Origin of the sequence: Galliscardovia ingluviei (assembly GCF_014635685.1) — a bacterium.
Classification (GTDB): Bacteria; Actinomycetota; Actinomycetes; order Actinomycetales; family Bifidobacteriaceae; genus Galliscardovia; species Galliscardovia ingluviei.
The window spans coordinates 67,436-86,334 of sequence record NZ_BMDH01000001.1; the positions used below are offsets into that span (position 1 = coordinate 67,436).

Genomic DNA, 18,899 nt, shown 5'->3' on the forward strand with positions numbered 1-18,899 from the left:
TGTGTTACCAAATATGTACTCGCTCAGATGGTCCAAGCCACATAGCATGATTTGGTGTTACTGCGAATGCTTCATAGAACAAATCCACATTGCGCACAATGCCATTGGTTCTAAACTCAGCAGGTGAATGAGGGTCAATTTGTAGATACTGCTCAGCAAGCTCATCGCGATTCTTACCGCGCCAGATAGAAGCGTAGGATAAGAAGAAGCGTTGCAAACCAGTAAACCCATCGATAATTGGCGCGTGCTCTAATGCTGCTTGCAGATCTTGAGGATCGTTGGACTGTGCTCCAAGTGAGATAGCGTAGGCTTTCAATGCGATATTAACGCCGCCGAGATCGCCAATATTCTCGCCAATAGTAAGTGCGCCATTAACATGAGGGGCTTGGTCAGCTTGCCCTGCATCTGCATATTTTTGTGCTAGTTGGAGAGGCACAAAGGCATTATACTGTTCGATTAATGCGCGAGTGCGTTCCTCAAAGCGAGATCTATCTTCCGCAGTCCACCAATCATGTAATACGCCATCGCCATCATATTTACTGCCTTGATCGTCAAAACCATGACCAATTTCATGACCGATAACAGCACCAATACCACCATAATTAGCAGCATCTTCGGCGTCAGGATTAAAGAATGGAGGTTGTAAAATTGCTGCAGGGAACACAATAACATTCATTGTTGGCTCGTAGTAAGCGTTGACAGTCTGTGGATTCATCAACCATTCTTCACGATCAACAGGCTTACCAGCTTTTGCCAATTGGAATCCAGCGCTGTAGATAAAAGCGTGACGCAAATTCTCAACCAGAGTATACGCATCGCTGACATCTAGCGCGCTATAGTCGCGCCAGTGATTAGTATATCCAATCATTGGGCGGAACTTAGCCAGTTTCTCCAGTGCTTGTTCACGAGTTTGTGGGCTGAGCCAATCGCTAGCGCTAATAGACATACGATATGCGTTAATCAAATTTTGAACTAAACGCTCCATATGCTCTTTAGAAGACTGTGGGAAGTGCCTACGCACATACTCTCGACCCACATCTTCACCACACAAACCATTGACTAAGGATACAGCGCGCTTCCAACGGTCACGCTGTTGAGCCGTGCCAGAAAGTACTTTACCGTAGAAATTGAATCGAGCACTATCAAAATCATGGCTTAAATATCCGGCCCAAGCAATAAGCGTATGCACTCGTGCCCAAAGCTTAAGATCAGCAAGATCACTATCCTGCCAGAAAGCATCAATTCCAGTAACAAAACTAGGCTCATGCACAATCGCATGATCAAGCACGGTATCCATGTCTATTGGCAAGAGCTTTGCCGTGTCGGTAGCATTGTATGCTTGCTGCCAGGAATTGGCCCAAGCCTCTAGGTTGAAGTGTTGGAGCTGTTCACGCAGTTGCTTGCCATCCGTAGGATTGTAAGTGCGATCCTCGTCACGAGTGGCAACAACATCCCAATGCTGTGCAGCAATCCGTGTTTCCACATCAATAAACTGTTGAGCTTGAGCAAGTGCATCATTGTCAGTATCTGCATAATGCGCTAATTGCAGCAGCTTTGCCACCATGGCTTGATAAGACTCGCGTACTGGCGCATACCGATCTTCACGATAATAGGCTTCATCAGGTAAGCCTAAACCATCTTGCACAATATGCAGCACATTGGTTTGTGGGTGTCCTGGGTCAGCAAACACTGCCATACCGATAAGATCAGGACCGCCTTGAGGATTGAGAGCGCCAAGAACTTGCGTAAGTTCCTCTTTAGTTTCAGCATGGTCAATAGCTTGCAAATCGCTGGCAATAGGCTGCAATCCTGCTTGTTCAATTGCTTCGATATTCATAAATGAGCGGTACAATACAGCAGATTTCACTGCTGGGGATTGCTCATCTTCAACAATTTCACGGATATGCTGTTCCGCTTCTTCTGCCAAAGCATCGAATGAACCATAGCGTGCACGATCATCGGGCATGATGTAGGTGTCAATCCAAGGGCCATTAACATAGCGGAAAAAATCATCCTGTGGACTAACTACTGAAGAAAACGACGCTGGATCAAGACCAGAATTCGTGTTCTGTGATTGAGTATGTGTTTGTTCCATAGCTCTAGCCTAGTCGTTTCGCTCAACAAGTGCTTATGCTTAATCTAAAAACTGAATCCCAAGTATAAAAGTATAAAAGTATAAAACTGTATAGATGTATTGGGCAGAGTATGCTGATACTTATGCCAGCTGGCGAATGTCGCGGTAAGAGCACACACTAGATACAGTTTCTTAAGTATCGATGAGTTTGGGAGTGTATATGATTGAGCTAAAAACACCTCAAGAGATTGAAGCAATGCGACCAGCAGGACGTTTTGTTGCTTCTATTTTGCATGATTTGCAAGAGATGACCCATGTAGGAACCAACTTGCTGGAAATTGATGACTTCGTGCGCCGTCGCATTGAGTCCCGCCAAGGAGCACAATCCTGCTATGTTGATTACGCTCCTGATTTTGGTACCGGTCCGTTTGCACATTATATTTGTACCTCAGTTAATGATGCAGTACTTCACGGTGTGCCATATGATTATGCTCTACAAGATGGTGATTTACTCTCCCTTGATTTAGCAATCAATGTTGATGGTTGGGTGGCAGATTCTGCTATTAGTTTCGTCGTCGGACAGAATCAAGATCCTGAAGATTTGCGTTTGATTCGCTGTACTCAGGAGGCGCTCGCCGCAGGAATTGATCAGGCTCGTGCTGGCAATAGATTAGGTGATATTTCAGCAGCGATTGGTGAAGTAGCTCGCTCATACGGCTATCCAATCAATCTTGAATTTGGCGGGCATGGTGTTGGTCGAATTATGCATGGCGACCCTCATGTGCCCAATGATGGTAGAGCACATCACGGGTATCGCTTACGCCCAGGCTTGGTAATTGCTATTGAGCCATGGTTCTTAAAGACTACGGACGAAATTTATCAAGATCCTCAAGATGGTTGGACGCTTAAGGCAGAAGATGGCTCTCGTGGAGCTCATAGTGAGCACACTATTGCTATTACTGATGCAGATCCAATTATTTTAACGGATCGTTCTTTCTTGGAGCATTAAGATTTTAGAGTACTAAGATTTTAGAGTACTAAGTAACGAAGTTACAATAGTGATAACGCGCGCAGTGAAGGCTGTGCGCGTTTTGCATACGTTATTTATGCACATTATGTATGTCTACACATCAAAACTGCATAAGTATGCAGTATGCGACATATTGTATTACTACGTGGACAGTGCAACATAACTGTAACCTAAAGTGCGCTAACGTATGGTTATGGAGCGTCAAGAACAGTCAACACACAAGCAAAGCACAAGTAATGCTAATAGCGCATTGTCTGCATCGCAATCTCATATTAGTGAAAGTGATCGTGCAAAATTAAGTATTGCTGGGCATGACTACCAATTGCCTGTAGTGCATGCGACGCAAGGTCCTGATGGCATTGTGGTGTCAGGATTACGCAATGATGGATGGGTGACGCTTGACCCTGGATTCCTTACCACAGCACAGTGCGAGTCAAAAATTACCTTTATCGATGGTAAAAACTCAATTTTGCGCTATCGTGGATACCCTATTGAAGAGCTTTGTGCAGAATCCAACTTCCTTGAAGTTGCTATGCTGTTGCAACGCGGCGAATTACCAACACGCCTTGAATATGGTGATTTTCGAGAGCGGATTTTACGCAATACGATGGTTGGTGAAGATTTTCGCGCGTTTTTAGGCTCCTTCCCAAGATCTTCTCATCCAATGAGTGTGCTGGCTTCCGCAGTCAATGCATTGGCAGCGTTTTACCCTGACACTACTGCTATTGATGAAGATAGTTTGCATGAAGCCTCTGCAATTATTATGGCAAAAGTACGTACCATTGTGTCACTGATTCACCGTAGAAGTCGTAATGAGCCGTTGCTGTATCCTGATCATTCACGCGGATATGTTGATGACTTTTTGCGCATGAGTTTTGCTGTGCCATACACGCATTATGAATCGGATCCGCTGATGGTCGATGCTTTAGATAAGTTGCTGATTATTCACGCTGATCATGAGCAGAATTGTTCTACATCAGTAGTGCGTATTGCTGGAAGTGCTCATGCCAATTTGTATGCTGCTGTTGCCGCAGGTATTAATGCCTTATCTGGTCCGCTCCATGGTGGTGCTAACGAGCGTGTATTGCGTCAGTTGCAAGCAATTCGAGAAAGTGACGGCACGGTTCGTGATTATGTAGAGCAAGCTAAACAAGAAGGTCGTAAGATTTCTGGTTTGGGTCATCGCGTCTATAAATCGTATGATCCAAGGGCTGCTATTGCAAAAAGCTATTTAGAGCGCATTGTGGCTGACCGCGGTGAGCAGAATCAAGAGCTGCAAGCCTTGCTTGATGTGGCATTAGAATTAGAAGATATTGCATTGCACGATGACTATTTTGTGTCGCGGCATCTGTATCCTAATGTGGACTTCTATACAGGACTTATTTATCGCATTATTGGATTCGATCCACAAATGTTTACCACATTATTTGCGCTTGGTCGTATTCCGGGTTGGATTGCGCAATATCGGGAATTGCTGGCGGATCCTGCCACCAAGATTGGTCGTCCGCGACAGGTGTATACCGGTGAGCCATTACGCCATGTAGTGCCATTAAGTGAACGACCGGAATAAGTACGGTAGCACGGTAGTGATGGCATAGTGATCATCGGCATGATAATCAGCATTCGCGATACATCATGCGGCATATCAGTGGAAGCTAGCGCGCAGACATACGAAAGGGCTTATAACATCACGTTATAAGCCCAGTTTTATATGCCTTTTGACTATTGCTCAATGTAGCTATTTACGGTAGCTATTTACGTCTAATGTAGCTATATATGCTCAGCACAGATGAAATAGCCGTACCAGCAATTAGTTCTTATGCAAGTCAGCATTTAATTCAATACCACTTGCACGGTGACGAGCCTCAATAGCACCAGTAACACTATTGCGAATAAAGAGAATATTATTCTTTCCCGATAGCTCAGCACCCTTAACGATTTCAAGTGGCAGCCCTTGAGCGACCTTTTCCTTATCATATAGAGTGACTTTGGTGCCAGCGGTAACATACAAACCAGCTTCAACCACGCAGTGATCACCCAAAGAAATACCAATGCCAGCATTAGCGCCAAGCAAGCTGTGCTCGCCAATAGTGACGCGATGCTTACCGCCGCCAGAGAGTGTGCCCATAATGGAAGCACCGCCGCCAATATCAGAACCATCGCCAACGACAACACCCTGAGAAATACGACCTTCAACCATGGATGTGCCAAGGGTACCTGCATTAAAGTTAATAAAACCTTCATGCATAATCGTTGTTCCAGGAGCAACATACGCACCCAAGCGCACACGATCAGCATTGGCAATACGCACGCCAGTTGGTACCACATAGTCCACCATGCGTGGAATCTTATCGATAGCCAACACCGTTACGTTATTTGCTGGCAGACCTGCACGAGCCATACTTGCCATAAATTCAAGGCGACGATTAGCAAAATTAGCTACTGGGAATGGTCCGCAATTGGTCCACACTACATTAGCTAAACTGCCAAAAATTCCGTCCAAATTGATGCTATTAGGCAATGCTAAACGCATACTCAATGCATGTAAACGCAAATAGGCATCAGCTGCATCGCGCACAGGCTCATCGAAATCACTGACTGTAAATACAGGCTGACGTTTCACACCACGGGCATCAAATGTTTGCGAAGCAAGATCGCCAAAACTATGTGCTGGTTGTTCTCCCTCAGATGGAGCCTGACCAACGGTAAGCTGTGGATACCATACATCAAGTACAGTGCCTGCCTCATCTACGCTGGCAAGTCCCCAGCCCCATGCGGTTCGTGTCATTTTGCCTCCTCAATTCGCACATAAGTTGTGCATTACGCTCTATGAGTATAATGGATTATTGCAAGAGCTGTGTAAGATTTTCTATAAAATGAATACCTATTGTTGCGACTAACCAGTACAATTTGTGCCTTAGGGTAAGAAGCTGTATACGTGCCAGCTGCACACCAAACGCGGCGCACAAATTCAAGATAGGTATGGAGATAATGGCAGATTTTGATTTTTCTCAAGAAATCAACGCATTGCATGCAACATATGACACTATTGCCAAAGCCATTGATCTCGATGATTTACAGCAGCGTATCAAGCAGTTAGAGCAAGAAGCCAGTGCGCCAGGTCTTTGGGATGATCCAGATCATGCCCAACAAGTGACTAGTAAACTTTCAGCTGCTGAATCCCAGCTGAAGCGTTTAACAACAGTTGCCTCTCGTATTGCTGATGTAGAAACTTTGGTTGAGCTTGGTAGGGAAGAAGCTGATCAGGAAACTCTTGCGGAGGCACAAACAGAAATCCAGGCAGTGCATCAGACTTTAGCTGATATTGAAATTCAAACACTACTCGATGGTGAATATGATGAGCGTAGTGCTGTGGTGACTATTCGCTCTGGTGCTGGCGGCGTGGATGCTGCCGATTGGGCACAAATGTTGTTGCGTATGTATTTACGCTGGGCTGAGCGCCACGGCTACAAGGCTAAGGTTATGGATACCTCGTATGCCGAAGAAGCAGGTATTAAATCAGCAACATTCCAAGTGGATGCGCCATATGCGTACGGTCGTCTTTCAGTAGAGGGTGGTACACACCGTTTGGTTCGTATTTCACCATTTGATAATCAGAGTAGGCGCCAAACGAGTTTTGCAGCTGTTGAAGTAGTGCCTTTGGTTGAGCCAACAGATCATATTGATATTCCAGATACTGATATTCGTGTAGATACCTATATGTCGTCTGGTCCAGGTGGTCAGGGTGTTAATACTACGTATTCTGCTGTACGCATTACGCATTTGCCAACTGGCATTGTGGTTACCATGCAAGATGAGCGTAGCCAGATTCAAAATCGTGCTGCAGCAATGTCTGTTCTGCAATCGCGATTGCTGGTAATTCGTCATGAAGAAGAAGCGCGTAAAAAGAAAGAACTTGCTGGCGATATTAAGGCCAGCTGGGGCGATCAGATGCGCTCATATGTGTTGCACCCATATCAAATGGTAAAAGATTTGCGTACTGGATATGAAACTTCACAAACCCAAGCGGTATTTGATGGCGATATCGATGGGTTTATTGATGCGGGTATTCGTTGGCGTCATCAGCAGCGCAAACAAGAAGAGGCATAAGTAAGGAGTACTTATGGCATTAATCAGTCTCGATCAGGTGAGCAAAATATATCCGCGTGGTTCAAGACCAGCGCTTGATGCAATTTCGCTTGATATTGAGCGTGGTGAATTTGTGTTTTTAGTAGGCGCTTCTGGCTCTGGTAAAACATCATTATTGCGTTTGTTGTTGCACGAAGAACAAGCCACTGAAGGTGATATTCGCGTCGCGGGCAATGATTTGCGCCGTATGAGCAATCGCCAAGTGCCACATTACCGCAGGTCTATTGGATTCGTATTTCAAGATTACAAGTTATTGCCCAATAAAACAGTTTGGGAAAATGTAGCATTTGCTCTTGAAGTGATTGGTGCCAAGCGTTCTACTATTAAGACGCTTGTGCCGCAGGTATTGGAAACAGTTGGTCTTACTGGCAAAGAAGATCGCAGACCGCAAGAGCTTTCCGGCGGTGAGCAGCAGCGTGTGGCTATTGCCCGTGCTTATGTGAATCACCCAAGCCTACTGCTTGCTGATGAGCCAACAGGAAATTTGGATCCGACGACTTCTGTGGGCATTATGGAAGTGTTGGAGGCTATTAACCGCACTGGCACTACTATTGTGATGGCTACGCATAATGAGGAAATTGTGAACTCGATGCGCAAGCGTGTAATCGAATTGCATAATGGCAAAATTGTGCGTGATGAGCGTCAAGGATCCTATGATTCTACTCGCTACTTCCCAGATGCTGAGGTTGAGGCAAAAGCACAGCGCGTTATTGGCGTTGATCATAGTTTGCGCAAACAAGTACTTGCTGATGCTCATGGAGAGACAAACGATACCAAAGGAAGCCTTCCTACACGCGAACAAGAAGTTACGGGATCGGTACAAGCCGTTGCTCAAGCTGCACAGTTAGTGGAGCAAGATGAGGGCATTGCTAGGCTCGCCCAGAGTGTGCATACTGGTAGAAAAGGTCGCTACGGAGAAATATTTGTATCTCTTGAAGATACTTTAACGTGGGGTAAAGGGCTTAAACTCGATCAGTTGCATGAAGGCTCTGGGGTTGCTGATCAGGCGCAGTCAACTGTTGGAAATAATTCAGATGTGCAAGAAGCCACAGAAGCCAACAAAACTGCCAAAGATACTGTAGATACTACGGATACTACTGGTGCTGCATCAGCTCCAGCTCATTCCGATGATGCCGACGCTGTAGCTTCTACGGATGGTACAACTACACAGTCTACGTCAGCTGTTCCATCTGCTCCAGCAGAGCATGCGAAGTTCATGCCGCCTGCGCCGCCTAAGGCTCCAAGTCAGCGTGAACAGCACGATGCCAGTGATCACGATGGCAACAGTGCAGATAGAGGGGCAGTGCAGCATTCTGGTGATACTAAGCAACATACCCCACAAGAGCAGCATTCAGACCAAGATCACGAGGAGCGATAATGCGATTTCGCTTTATACTTTCAGAAACATGGACCAATATTCGTAGAAATGGTTCCATGATTCTTTCAGTAATGTTAGTAACATTTATTTCGTTCCTATTTATTGGTGCTTCTGTGCTGATGCAAGCACAAATCACTCAGGCCAAAGGTGATTGGTACGACAAAGTTGAGGTAGTGGTTTGGCTTTGCCCGGATGGCAGTAGTCAGTCTGCGAATTGTGCTTCTGGCAAGGCGCCTACGCAGGAAGAGATTGTAGATATTGAGCAAACTATTACTACACAACTTCCTAAAGTAGTTTCTTCTGATATCAGCTATGTTTCTCGTCAAGAATTTTTTGATAACACGTTTACCAAACGGTATCCAGGAGGCGTGTATCAAGGTCGTACTATGACTCCTGCTGATATGCAAGATTCTTTGCGACTACAGCTAACTGATCCTTCAAAATACACACAGGTTTCAGAAGTGCTTTCTGGTGTTAATGGTGTCGAAGATGTACAAGACCAGCGTCAGATTTTTGACCCAGTATTCGCCGTACTGAACAGGGCAACAGCAGTAACAGTAGCTCTTGCAGTAGTTATGATTGTCGTTGCCGTACTTCTGACGGGCACCACGATTCGTATGTCAGCAGCTTCTAGGCGCAATGAAACTGAGATTATGCGTTTTGTTGGTGCCTCTAATCTCGTTATTCGCTTGCCATTCGTACTAGAAGGCGCGTTAGCAGCATTCCTAGGCTCGTTGCTTTCTGGAGCTGTACTCGCTGGCATGGTAGAAGTGTTCATTACACGGTGGTTAGCGCAAACAATTTCCTGGATGCCATTTATTACAATGCGTACAGTAGCTGTGATCACTCCTGGATTAGTGCTGGGAGCAGTACTGCTTTCAGTTGTCGTTTCTGCGATTTCATTGCGTCGATATTTGAAAGCGTAAGTTAACATACGCGTATCGTATGAAACGTAGTCAGCATCAATATGGGGTGTAGGCAAAGCGACATAAATACGCTATAGTTACAGATAGTGTTTGTCACAACGTAAGGAGACGGAATGCGAAGCACAGGACAGGTGTGGACTCGAAGGGCCATTGGTGCACTGTTAGCACTAGGGTTAGGTCTCACTCTTGCTGTTGCACAGTTAGGTGTTACACAAACCGCCTCAGCTGTTTCTTGGTCGCAACTACAGCAAACTAAGGCACATCATGCTGACTTGAAAGCGCAACTTGCTGGGGTTAATGCTGAGCTGGCTCAAAAAATTATTGAACTTGATGATTTAACATCAAATCAGATTCCTGCAGCCCAACAGGCGTTAGATAATGCTAATCAGCAGGCACAGCAGGCTAAAGATGCTGCTCAAGCTGCAACGGAACGCTTGAAGGCTGCACAACAAGATAAAGCCACGTTGGAAGAACAAATTAAGCAAACTGGTGCAGACTATGATGATGCGCATGCTGCGGTAGCGCAGATCGCGCGCGATAGTTTCCATAGCTCGCAAGCAGGCAATATTTTGAGTATTGCTACAGGGTCTGCAGATACTGATGATTTTATCAATTCTATGCAATCTCAGGCTGCGCTAAGTCGTTCAGAAGCTAGTGTTGCTAATGATGCAGCAAATGAGCAGAATTTGCAGATGAATCGCAAAGATCGTTTGGATGCTATTGAACGTCAAATCGCACAGTTGAAAGATCAGGCTGAACAGCAGGCAGCTCAAGCCCAGCAAGCTGCCGATGACGCAGCGCAGAAAAAGAGTGAGCTGGACGCACTGCGTACACAAAGTGAGCAGCGACGCAAGGATTTGGAATCTCAGCAAGGAGAATTAAAAACTCAAGCAGCGCAGGAAGCAGCGGCAATTGTTTCTATGCAGGCTGAGATTGATTCTTGGAATCAGCAGCATCTTGGCGGACAAGCAGATGCATCGAGTGGCGGTAAGCAGCAGATTGGTAATGGTGGCGGATCATCATCTAATACCGGCGGTACCAACTATGGTTCGGCTAGTGGTATGAATTATGGCGTCCCTGGTCAATGTCCAGAAGGTGCAGGATTCTGCTACGGTCACGCAACTGGTAATACTGTTGGCGGTAGTGCTTATCCGGAACGACAGTGCACACTGTGGGCATATATTCGACGCTCTCAGCTTGGGCTTCCAGTAGGTTCCTATATGGGCAATGGTGCTGACTGGGCTAATACTGCACGTAGACTCGGATATGTTGTCAATAGAACACCACATGTCGGTGCCGTTATGGTATTTGCACGTGGACAGTGGACTGGATCTTGGGCAGCTGACCCAACGTATGGGCATGTTGCCGTTGTCGAGCGTGTGAATGCTGACGGTTCAGTACTGATTTCTCAAGGTGGTACTGGATTTGCGACATTCCCTGCATATCAGACAATTTACAATACTGGAGCCTACGAATACGTGCACTACTAAAGTTCTCTTGTAGTGCGCAATACAGTACGTGTTTTGTTACCGCTGGCTTCGGTCAGCGGTTTTTTCTATGACATAGCTTGGTGGCATAGAGAATTTCTAGTTGAGGTGTACGAAGAAGTTTTGTACAGAACTGCACACTGAGTGTATGATACATACAGGTTATACGAGTGTTGCAAAAGTACTAAAAGACGTGCAGCTAGGACTGCGTACATGGTAGAAATCGGGAGCAATGGCAAAAGATACAAGTACAGGAATAGTGCTTATCGCACAAAATCGTAAAGCACGCCATGATTACACAATTGAAGATCGCTACGAAGCAGGCATCTCACTATGGGGTACAGAGGTTAAATCCTTACGTATGGGACGTGCGTCATTGAGTGAGAGCTTTGTCTCTATTGATAAGCGCGGGGAAGTGTGGCTTGAAGGCGCCAATATTCCAGAATACCTCAATGGCACATGGACGAATCATAGTCCGAAGCGTAAGCGTAAACTCTTACTTCAAGCTCAGGAAATTCTCAAAATGTCACGTGCTATTGAAGCAAAAGGCTACACGATTGTTCCTTTGAGTTTGTATTTCAAAGATGGCAGAGTGAAAGTTGAGATTGCAGTAGCTAAAGGTAAGCGCGAATATGATAAGCGTCAGGCTTTGCGTGAAGAGCAAGATAAGCGCGATGCACTGCGTGCTATGCGTGCGGTAAATCGGCGCTAGTGTATTCGTCAGGTATGTTCAATCCCACATATTCCAGTATTTGAACATCAGCATAGCAATGTAGTGTCAATACTCCAATATGGCATAGGAACTATTGAGGAGGACGAGTGACAACAAGAAGGCATTGGCTAAAATCTCTGATGCGTACAGGGCGAGCAATGTGTGCAAGTCTGTTAAGCATCGTATGTGTTGTAGCATTAAGTTCGTGCGGTACTGTAGATGAGTCGAGTTTCCGAGCATATGATGTTTCACATATTAGCCGTGTAGATGATATTGCGCGATTAGTTCCTGAATCAGTGGCACGTGATGGCAAGCTTTCTGTTGGTATGAATGCTTCATATGCGCCAGCGGAGTTTCTTGCGAGCGATGGGCAAACGCCAGTTGGTTATGATGTAGATTTATCTCGTGCTATGGCACAGGTGCTTGGGCTCAAGGCTCAGTTTGTTAATGCTTCTTTTGACTCTATTATTCCTTCTATTGGCTCTAAATTTGATATTGGTATGTCAGCATTTTCTATTACTCCAGAGCGTATAGAAACAGTAGATTTTGTCAGCTATTTCAAGGCTGGTGAAAAATTTGTAGTGCGTAAGGGCAATCCAGAGCGTGTCAATCGTGATCAACTGTGTGGTCGAAAAATTGGTGTGCAGACGGGCACTATTGAAGAACAACACCTACTAACTGCTAGTGAACAATGTGAAGCACAAGATAAACCTGATATTGAGGTTATGTCTTTTAAGCAGCAAGCAACAGTTACTACGGCAGTTATGACTGGTAAAATCGACGCATTTTATGCAGACTCACCTGTTGCAGGATATGCTATGAGTCAAACTGGGGATGCCCTTGAATCTCTCGGTCAAGATATTGGGGTCGCACACCACGGTATTGCTATTACTAAAGGTGATGAGCAGACTGTTGAGGCAATCCAGCAAGCTATGCAATGGTTGATGGATAGTGGTGATTATCAAAAGATATTGCATATGTGGGGTGCTGACGATGGTGCAGAGCATCAGGCGCTTATTAATCCTCAAGAGTGATTGCATGATTATAGTAATTAAGCAGCACTAACTTTTATAACTAGCTTCCAATAGAAAACTCAAACATATACAGAGCAAAGACACACGCGAGCATGTAAGGTGAATAATGGCACGGTTAAAAACTGCACAGCAAAACTCGCCAATAGACGAGCTCAATATTGACAATCGAATTGAAGCGCTTCCAGTGCGCAAAGCAGGTCCCGTTGTAGCAGGTGTTATTGTTGTGATACTTGCTGCTGCCTTACTGTGGGGTGTGGCTACCAATCCGCGGTTTGAATGGAATATCGTCTGGAAGTATTTATTTAACGAAAACGTGCTTTCTGGCATTGGCTACACGTTGCTGCTGACGGTTATTGCTATGGTAGTGGCTTTAGTGCTGGCAGTGATTCTTGCTATTATGCGCCAATCTAGCAATATTGTGCTCAGGGCAGTTAGCTGGTTCTTTATCTGGTTTTTCCGTGGCACACCAGTGTATACACAGTTGGTGTTTTGGGGGCTGTTTGCCGTGTTGATTCCGCGCATTTCTCTTGGAATTCCTTTTACTGATATTACATTTTGGAGTATTGACTCTGCCGATGTTATTACTGCATTTAATGCAGCATGGATCGGGTTGTCGTTAAATGAGGCTGCTTATTTAAGTGAGATTGTGCGTGCTGGTCTTGATGCTGTCGATAAGGGGCAAAGTGAGGCAGCTCAGGCTTTGGGTATGCCTAGATCGTTAATTCTGCGCCGCGTGGTTTTGCCTCAGGCTATGCGTATTATTATTCCTCCTACAGGCAATGAAGCTATTAGTATGCTGAAAACCACGTCATTAGTACTTGCTGTGCCTTTTACTTTAGAATTGCAATTTGCTACTGATGCCATTGCAAACCGTATTTATAAGCCTATTCCTTTGCTGATTGTGGCATGCTTCTGGTATCTGCTTATTACTTCTATTTTGATGGTTATTCAGGCTAGGCTGGAGCAGCATTTTGGTAAAGGTTTTGATGTGCGACCTATTGGTGCGCGTGCTAAGCATCCAGTAGATGCCTCTTCAAAGGCTGATGATTCTCAAGATGAGATTGTGCACAAAAATAACGTAACATTTGCAGGGCTTAATGCGTAAGGCGGGACAATGAATACTCAGCAAATACCAGCAGTTGCAATGCATCAAGTGCATAAGGCCTTTGGTTCATTGCATGTCTTAAAAGGCGTTGATTTAACGGTAATGCCAGGTAGCGTAACAGTTATTTTAGGTCCTTCTGGATCAGGTAAATCTACACTATTGCGCTTAATTAATCAGTTGGAAACTTTGACTGGCGGTAGTTTAGAGGTCAATGGTGAACTTATGGGATACCGCAAAGTGATACATCAAGGGCGTCAAGTGTTGCAGACGCTGGATGATAAAGCTATTGCCCGTCAGCGTGCGCAGTTAGGTATGGTGTTCCAGCGCTTTAACCTGTTTCCTCATATGACGGCTCTTGAGAATGTGATGGAAGCTCCAGTGCATGTAGCGCATATTCCTAAAGCACAGGCTAAACAAGAGGCTATTGAGCAGTTAACTCGAGTAGGTTTGGCTGACAGACTGGATCATTATCCTGTAGAGCTTTCGGGTGGTCAGCAGCAGCGTGTGGCTATTGCGCGTGCTCTTGCTATGCACCCTAAGATTATGCTGTTTGATGAGCCGACTTCTGCACTCGATCCTGAGCTTGTCGGGGAAGTGCTTGCTGTTATGAAGCAGCTGGCTCGTGAGGGCATGACTATGGTTATTGTTACTCATGAAATCGGGTTTGCTCGTGAAGTAGCAGACCAAGTAGTGTTTATGGCTGACGGTGTGGTGGTAGAGCGTGGTTCTGCCGATATTATTGATCATCCAACCCAGCCGCGTTTCCAAGAGTTTTTGCAGCATGTACTCTAGCTGGTAAGGTCAGTAGCAATAGTATTAGCAGTAGTTATGTAGCGATAGTTGCAAGTGTAGCTGTAATAGGTGTAGTAGGCCTTGTATCTTCCTTATAGCTGTAGCTATGGTGTGAATATGCGCTTCGCGTAGCGCATATCGCTACACTTTGTAATACACTAGGGTGTTATGTGTGGAATTGTAGGATATGCTGGCTCTGTACACACAGCATGTGGGAAACCTTTGGAAGTGTGTTTACAGGGCTTAGGGCGTCTTGAATATCGAGGATATGATTCTGCAGGAGTTGCGCTCAGCGCTCCTGGTATGAATCAAGTAGCTGTGCGAAAAAAAGCAGGTCGCTTATCAAATTTAGTTGGTGATATTGAGCAACACCCTATGCCACAGGCTACGGTTGCTATTGGTCATACCCGTTGGGCAACGAATGGCGTGCCAAGCGATAGCAATGCGCATCCGCATACTTCAGCCGATGGGAAAGTGGCTATTATTCACAATGGCATTATTGAAAATGCTTCCCAACTGCGCCTTGATTTGCAAGCTGAAGGCTACCATTTTTCATCGAGTACGGATACTGAGGTAGCTGCCAAGCTTTTGGGTAAGATTGTTGATGCGATTATTGAGCAAGATGGTAAGCCTGACTTATCTAAAGCTGTGCGCCGTCTTGCTCGTATGCTCACGGGCGCGTTTACTATCTTGGCAACTGATTGCCGCCAGCCTGATATTATTGTCGGCGCTCGCCATGATTCTCCACTAGTTGTTGGTTTGGGCGATGGCGAGAACTTCCTCGGTTCTGATGTGGCTGCATTCGTGGCATATACCAAGCGAGCTTTAGAAATTGGGCAAGATCAAGTAGTGTGCGTAAGCGCTACTAATGTGGAAGTTACTGATTTTGACGGCAATGTTATTCATGACTGCCCAACATTTGAGGTTAATTGGGATGCCTCTGCTGCCGAAAAGGGTGGATGGGATTCCTTTATGGATAAGGAAATCCATGAAGATCCATCTGCTGTACAACGCACATTGCTTGGCCGCTTAGATGAGCAGGGCGAGTTGAATCTTGATGAAGTGCGTATTGATGAGCATGATATTAAAGCTATTGACAAGATTGTGGTTATTGCTTGCGGTACGGCGGCTTATGCAGGCATGGTTGCTAAGTATGCGATTGAACATTGGGTGCGTATTCCAGTAGAAGTGGAATTGGCACATGAATTTAGGTATCGTGATCCAATTTTGACACCACGCACACTGGTAGTGGCGATTTCACAATCTGGTGAAACTATGGATACGTTAATGGCATTGCGTCACGCCCGTGAGCAAGGTTCACGTGTATTAGCTATTTGCAATACGCAGGGTGCGAGTATTCCACGAGAATCTGATGCAGTGCTGTACACCCATGCAGGTCCTGAGGTTGCTGTGGCATCCACAAAGGCTTTTGTGGCGCAGATTACTGCCGCATATGTGCTGGGGCTTTTCTTGGCGCAGGTTAAGGGTGCCATGTTTAAGGATGAGATTCACCAGATGTTGCAGTCATTGCAGTCTATGCCGCAGAAAATTCAGTGGATTTTAGATACACAAACACAAACAGTCCAGCGTGCGGCGGCACAGATGGTGGATGCAAAGTCATTCTTATTCCTAGGGCGCCATGTCGGCTATCCTGTGGCAATGGAAGGCGCACTCAAGCTGAAAGAAATTGCGTACACCTTTACTGAAGGTTTTGCAGCGGGTGAGCTTAAACATGGACCTATTGCTTTAGTAGATGAGGGTGAGCCAGTGGTCTTCATTGTGCCTCCTGAGCGGGGACGCAATATTTTGCATGCCAAAGTGATCTCTGGTATTGAAGAAGTTAAGGCTCGTGGCGCTTCTATTATTGCTGTGGCAGAAGAAGGCGATAAGGATGTGGAACGCTACGCGGATATTGTATTCTGGCGTCCACAATGCCATACGTTGCTTTCTCCTTTAGTAGATGTTGTTCCTTTGCAGCTTTTTGCTATGTATATGGCACAAAGCAAGGGGTACGATGTTGATAAGCCGCGCAATTTAGCAAAGTCAGTTACTGTAGAGTAGCTGGTGATACAAGTAGTAGCATTACGAGTAATACATAATTACTAGGTTATGAGTGTCTTAATGCGTTCGTCACATCGGTGGGTTCGTCAAGAGCCAACTATTCCGTTTACCGGAACAATACTGTATGTTGATGAACGCATTATTGTTATTGATAAACCGCATTTTTTGCCAACTACGCCGCGTGGTATGTGGTATCGATCGACAGCGCTTATGCGTTTGCGTCATGCATTTGATGAGCCGCACATTACCCCAGCGCATCGTCTTGACCGTGACACCGCTGGTATTGTGTTGTTTGTGCGTGATCCGCAATATCGTGGCGCTTATCAGTTGATGTTTGAACATCGCCAAGTGCACAAAACTTATGATTGTTTAGCGCCAATGAAGCCGATATGCAGACCGCAGCATGGTGTTGTGCGCAGTCTTGAAGCGCCAGAAGTATTTCCACTAGAGCGTATGTCTCGTATTGAAAAATATCGTGGAGTATTGCAAGCTCAAGAGGTTGCAGGAGTATGTAATGCGCGAACGCTGATTGATTTGCCAGACGCTGCGCCGTTATGTGTACGTGATATGGCAGGGGTAGTGTGGCGTAAGTATGTGCTGACCCCTTATACCGGCAAAACGCACCAATTACGTGTACATATGAATGCGCTAGGTTTGCCAATTGCAGGCGATGTGCTCTATCCTCAGGTGGTGCAGCGTTCTGTGGATGATTTTTCACATCCTTTGCAGCTAGTAGCGCGTACTCTTAGATTTACTGATCCTGTTGATGGTACTGCACGCCAATTTACGTCAACTATTCCTCTGGGTTGGTACGCATAAGTATAAGCATAAGTGATAGGTGTGCGTGAGTCCGCGTACTCATATCGCTCATACGCTTTTGCTCGTATCCCTCATGTATGTATCGCTCATACACGTATCTCTTATATAGTTATATATTTATATTGACTGTACAGAACCTCGGATTATCAATGTTCCTTGAATTGTGTTATGCGTAATTGGTCGGTTTGGGTGTTCTATAGCATCAATTGTTGTTTCTACAGCTGCTTTGCCAACTTGTCCAAAATGCAATCGCATAGTCGTAAGATCAAGCCGCGGAACAGTATCTTGCAAAGAATCATCCACACCGATAACGCTAATATCTTCTGGTACCCGCTTGCCAGCAGCGCGTAAGCCTTGTATTACGCCATATGCCATATTGTCGTTGGCTGCATACACGGCAGTGCAATCAGGAGTTGCAGCTAAGCGCAATCCTGCATCATAGCCACTTTCTGCAGTCCAATTTCCCCGAATAATTGGAGGAATAGGGAGATGCTTGCGCTCCATTGCTGCAGTATAGCCTTGCTCTCGGTAGGTATTAGCAACTGAATCAGCAGGCCCGGATACATAATGAATATGGCGATGCCCATTCTTGAAAAAGTACTCCATAATAGTTGATGAAATATGTGCTTGGTCAGAGTCAACTGTTGCATACTTGTCTGATGGCTCTGTAGTGATTACAGTAATTGCCATATCTTGAGGCGGTGTAAATGTATGATAATCAGACACTAGGTGTTCCAAAATTACGATAGCTCCATCAACTGGCATGGTTTTTACTCGCTCAAGTGCTTGAGCCAGTGTTGGCTTCTCATTCCAATCCAGCATCACCAGTGTGATAACGTATCCTAATTCAGCGGCAACGGTTGTAATACCTTGTAAAGTACGTAAGTTCCCAGTAGCACCAATATCAAACAGAATAACAGCGATAGCGTTGAATTTGCCACGTTTGAGCGCGCGCGCTGCAAAATTTGGTCGGTAGCCTAGTTCTTCCATAGCGGTGAGCACTTTGGCTTTGGTTTCTGGGCGTACTGCATCAGAACCATTGGATACGCGGGAGACAGTTTGCGATGATACTCCTGCTGCTTTGGCGACGTCGGCCATGGATACGATACGGGGTGTTGTACTCATTTCAGGTCCTCTTTTGAGTGTGCAGCAGGCTTCAATAGCATAGCTACTATGCTTATGCTTTGCTTTACTGTTTCCAGTATGTCGTATGACCACAGTCTACAACAGTTTTCGTTCATAGTATGGATTACACGCCTGTTTGCGATGCCATTATTGAAAAATCAATAGTTTTTATTGATATTTGAATGGCGACACGCCGCTATTAAAATA

At 45.5% G+C, this 18,899-nt stretch carries 15 protein-coding genes; 12 read left to right on the top strand and 3 right to left on the bottom strand.

What is annotated here, in order from left to right; genetic code table 11:
* Positions 1 to 4: 4 nt before the first annotated feature.
* Positions 5 to 2,095 carry a M13 family metallopeptidase gene (locus IEU85_RS00350; protein WP_188354278.1) on the bottom strand — a complete coding sequence of 697 codons (2,091 nt, stop codon included), beginning with the start codon at positions 2,093 to 2,095 and terminating at the stop codon, positions 5 to 7.
* 199 nt (positions 2,096 to 2,294) lie between these two features.
* Here IEU85_RS00350 and map point away from each other — a divergent pair, with 199 nt between their 5' ends.
* Together map and IEU85_RS00360 are read left to right on the top strand one after the other, a co-directional pair.
* Positions 2,295 to 3,083, top strand: a complete 789-nt coding sequence (gene map / locus IEU85_RS00355) for a type I methionyl aminopeptidase (RefSeq protein ID WP_188354279.1) — start codon at positions 2,295 to 2,297, stop codon at positions 3,081 to 3,083.
* A 214-nt stretch (positions 3,084 to 3,297) separates the two neighbouring features.
* Complete coding sequence (locus IEU85_RS00360; RefSeq protein WP_188354280.1) at positions 3,298 to 4,674, top strand: citrate synthase; 1,377 nt, start codon at positions 3,298 to 3,300, stop codon at positions 4,672 to 4,674.
* 240 nt (positions 4,675 to 4,914) lie between these two features.
* Here the strand turns inward: IEU85_RS00360 and dapD are convergent, their stop codons facing one another.
* A complete protein-coding gene (gene dapD / locus IEU85_RS00365; protein WP_188354281.1) occupies positions 4,915 to 5,892 on the bottom strand; it encodes a 2,3,4,5-tetrahydropyridine-2,6-dicarboxylate N-succinyltransferase in 978 nt (325 codons plus the stop codon).
* Between the two features lie 203 nt (positions 5,893 to 6,095).
* On the opposite strand from dapD, the gene prfB reads away from it, so the two are divergent.
* The 10 genes from prfB (at position 6,096) to IEU85_RS00415 (ending at position 17,567) form a co-directional block, all read left to right on the top strand.
* Positions 6,096 to 7,214, top strand: coding sequence for a peptide chain release factor 2 (gene prfB, locus IEU85_RS00370; RefSeq protein ID WP_188354282.1), 1,119 nt, complete (start codon positions 6,096 to 6,098; stop codon positions 7,212 to 7,214).
* A gap of 13 nt (positions 7,215 to 7,227) precedes the next feature.
* Positions 7,228 to 8,631, top strand: a complete 1,404-nt coding sequence (gene ftsE, locus IEU85_RS00375) for a cell division ATP-binding protein FtsE (RefSeq protein WP_188354283.1) — start codon at positions 7,228 to 7,230, stop codon at positions 8,629 to 8,631.
* Entirely contained in the window at positions 8,631 to 9,557 is a 927-nt protein-coding gene (ftsX, locus tag IEU85_RS00380) for a permease-like cell division protein FtsX (protein ID WP_188354284.1), read from the top strand. The genes ftsE and ftsX overlap by 1 nt, the downstream gene beginning before the upstream one ends.
* A gap of 113 nt (positions 9,558 to 9,670) precedes the next feature.
* A complete protein-coding gene (locus IEU85_RS00385; RefSeq protein ID WP_188354285.1) occupies positions 9,671 to 11,047 on the top strand; it encodes a CHAP domain-containing protein in 1,377 nt (458 codons plus the stop codon).
* Positions 11,048 to 11,276: 229 nt separating this feature from the next.
* Positions 11,277 to 11,756, top strand: a complete 480-nt coding sequence (gene smpB / locus IEU85_RS00390) for an SsrA-binding protein SmpB (protein WP_188354286.1) — start codon at positions 11,277 to 11,279, stop codon at positions 11,754 to 11,756.
* 140 nt (positions 11,757 to 11,896) lie between these two features.
* On the top strand, positions 11,897 to 12,790 hold the full coding sequence (locus tag IEU85_RS00395; RefSeq protein ID WP_188354947.1) for an ABC transporter substrate-binding protein: 894 nt from the start codon (positions 11,897 to 11,899) through the stop codon (positions 12,788 to 12,790).
* Positions 12,791 to 12,896: 106 nt separating this feature from the next.
* A complete protein-coding gene (locus IEU85_RS00400) occupies positions 12,897 to 13,895 on the top strand; it encodes an amino acid ABC transporter permease (RefSeq protein WP_188354287.1) in 999 nt (332 codons plus the stop codon).
* A 9-nt stretch (positions 13,896 to 13,904) separates the two neighbouring features.
* Positions 13,905 to 14,687, top strand: a complete 783-nt coding sequence (locus IEU85_RS00405) for an amino acid ABC transporter ATP-binding protein (RefSeq protein ID WP_188354288.1) — start codon at positions 13,905 to 13,907, stop codon at positions 14,685 to 14,687.
* A 168-nt stretch (positions 14,688 to 14,855) separates the two neighbouring features.
* Positions 14,856 to 16,748: a glutamine--fructose-6-phosphate transaminase (isomerizing) gene (glmS, locus tag IEU85_RS00410; protein ID WP_188354289.1), complete on the top strand. Its 1,893-nt coding sequence runs from the start codon at positions 14,856 to 14,858 to the stop codon at positions 16,746 to 16,748.
* 60 nt (positions 16,749 to 16,808) lie between these two features.
* Entirely contained in the window at positions 16,809 to 17,567 is a 759-nt protein-coding gene (locus IEU85_RS00415) for a pseudouridine synthase (RefSeq protein ID WP_188354290.1), read from the top strand.
* Between the two features lie 117 nt (positions 17,568 to 17,684).
* Here the strand turns inward: IEU85_RS00415 and IEU85_RS00420 are convergent, their stop codons facing one another.
* On the bottom strand, positions 17,685 to 18,692 hold the full coding sequence (locus IEU85_RS00420) for a LacI family DNA-binding transcriptional regulator (protein WP_188354291.1): 1,008 nt from the start codon (positions 18,690 to 18,692) through the stop codon (positions 17,685 to 17,687).
* Positions 18,693 to 18,899 lie beyond the last annotated feature (207 nt).

What these genes read in the sequence shown, in the direction of transcription:
- IEU85_RS00420 (WP_188354291.1), bottom strand. Translation starts at nt 18,692, where the DNA reads ATGAGTACAACACCCCGTATCGTATCCATGGCCGACGTCGCCAAAGCA.
- IEU85_RS00385 (WP_188354285.1), top strand. Translation starts at nt 9,671, where the DNA reads ATGCGAAGCACAGGACAGGTGTGGACTCGAAGGGCCATTGGTGCACTG.
- IEU85_RS00400 (WP_188354287.1), top strand. Translation starts at nt 12,897, where the DNA reads ATGGCACGGTTAAAAACTGCACAGCAAAACTCGCCAATAGACGAGCTC.
- dapD (WP_188354281.1), bottom strand. Translation starts at nt 5,892, where the DNA reads ATGACACGAACCGCATGGGGCTGGGGACTTGCCAGCGTAGATGAGGCA.
- IEU85_RS00415 (WP_188354290.1), top strand. Translation starts at nt 16,809, where the DNA reads ATGCGTTCGTCACATCGGTGGGTTCGTCAAGAGCCAACTATTCCGTTT.
- ftsX (WP_188354284.1), top strand. Translation starts at nt 8,631, where the DNA reads ATGCGATTTCGCTTTATACTTTCAGAAACATGGACCAATATTCGTAGA.
- prfB (WP_188354282.1), top strand. Translation starts at nt 6,096, where the DNA reads ATGGCAGATTTTGATTTTTCTCAAGAAATCAACGCATTGCATGCAACA.
- glmS (WP_188354289.1), top strand. Translation starts at nt 14,856, where the DNA reads ATGTGTGGAATTGTAGGATATGCTGGCTCTGTACACACAGCATGTGGG.
- ftsE (WP_188354283.1), top strand. Translation starts at nt 7,228, where the DNA reads ATGGCATTAATCAGTCTCGATCAGGTGAGCAAAATATATCCGCGTGGT.
- map (WP_188354279.1), top strand. Translation starts at nt 2,295, where the DNA reads ATGATTGAGCTAAAAACACCTCAAGAGATTGAAGCAATGCGACCAGCA.
- IEU85_RS00405 (WP_188354288.1), top strand. Translation starts at nt 13,905, where the DNA reads ATGAATACTCAGCAAATACCAGCAGTTGCAATGCATCAAGTGCATAAG.
- IEU85_RS00360 (WP_188354280.1), top strand. Translation starts at nt 3,298, where the DNA reads ATGGAGCGTCAAGAACAGTCAACACACAAGCAAAGCACAAGTAATGCT.
- IEU85_RS00350 (WP_188354278.1), bottom strand. Translation starts at nt 2,095, where the DNA reads ATGGAACAAACACATACTCAATCACAGAACACGAATTCTGGTCTTGAT.
- smpB (WP_188354286.1), top strand. Translation starts at nt 11,277, where the DNA reads ATGGCAAAAGATACAAGTACAGGAATAGTGCTTATCGCACAAAATCGT.
- IEU85_RS00395 (WP_188354947.1), top strand. Translation starts at nt 11,897, where the DNA reads ATGCGTACAGGGCGAGCAATGTGTGCAAGTCTGTTAAGCATCGTATGT.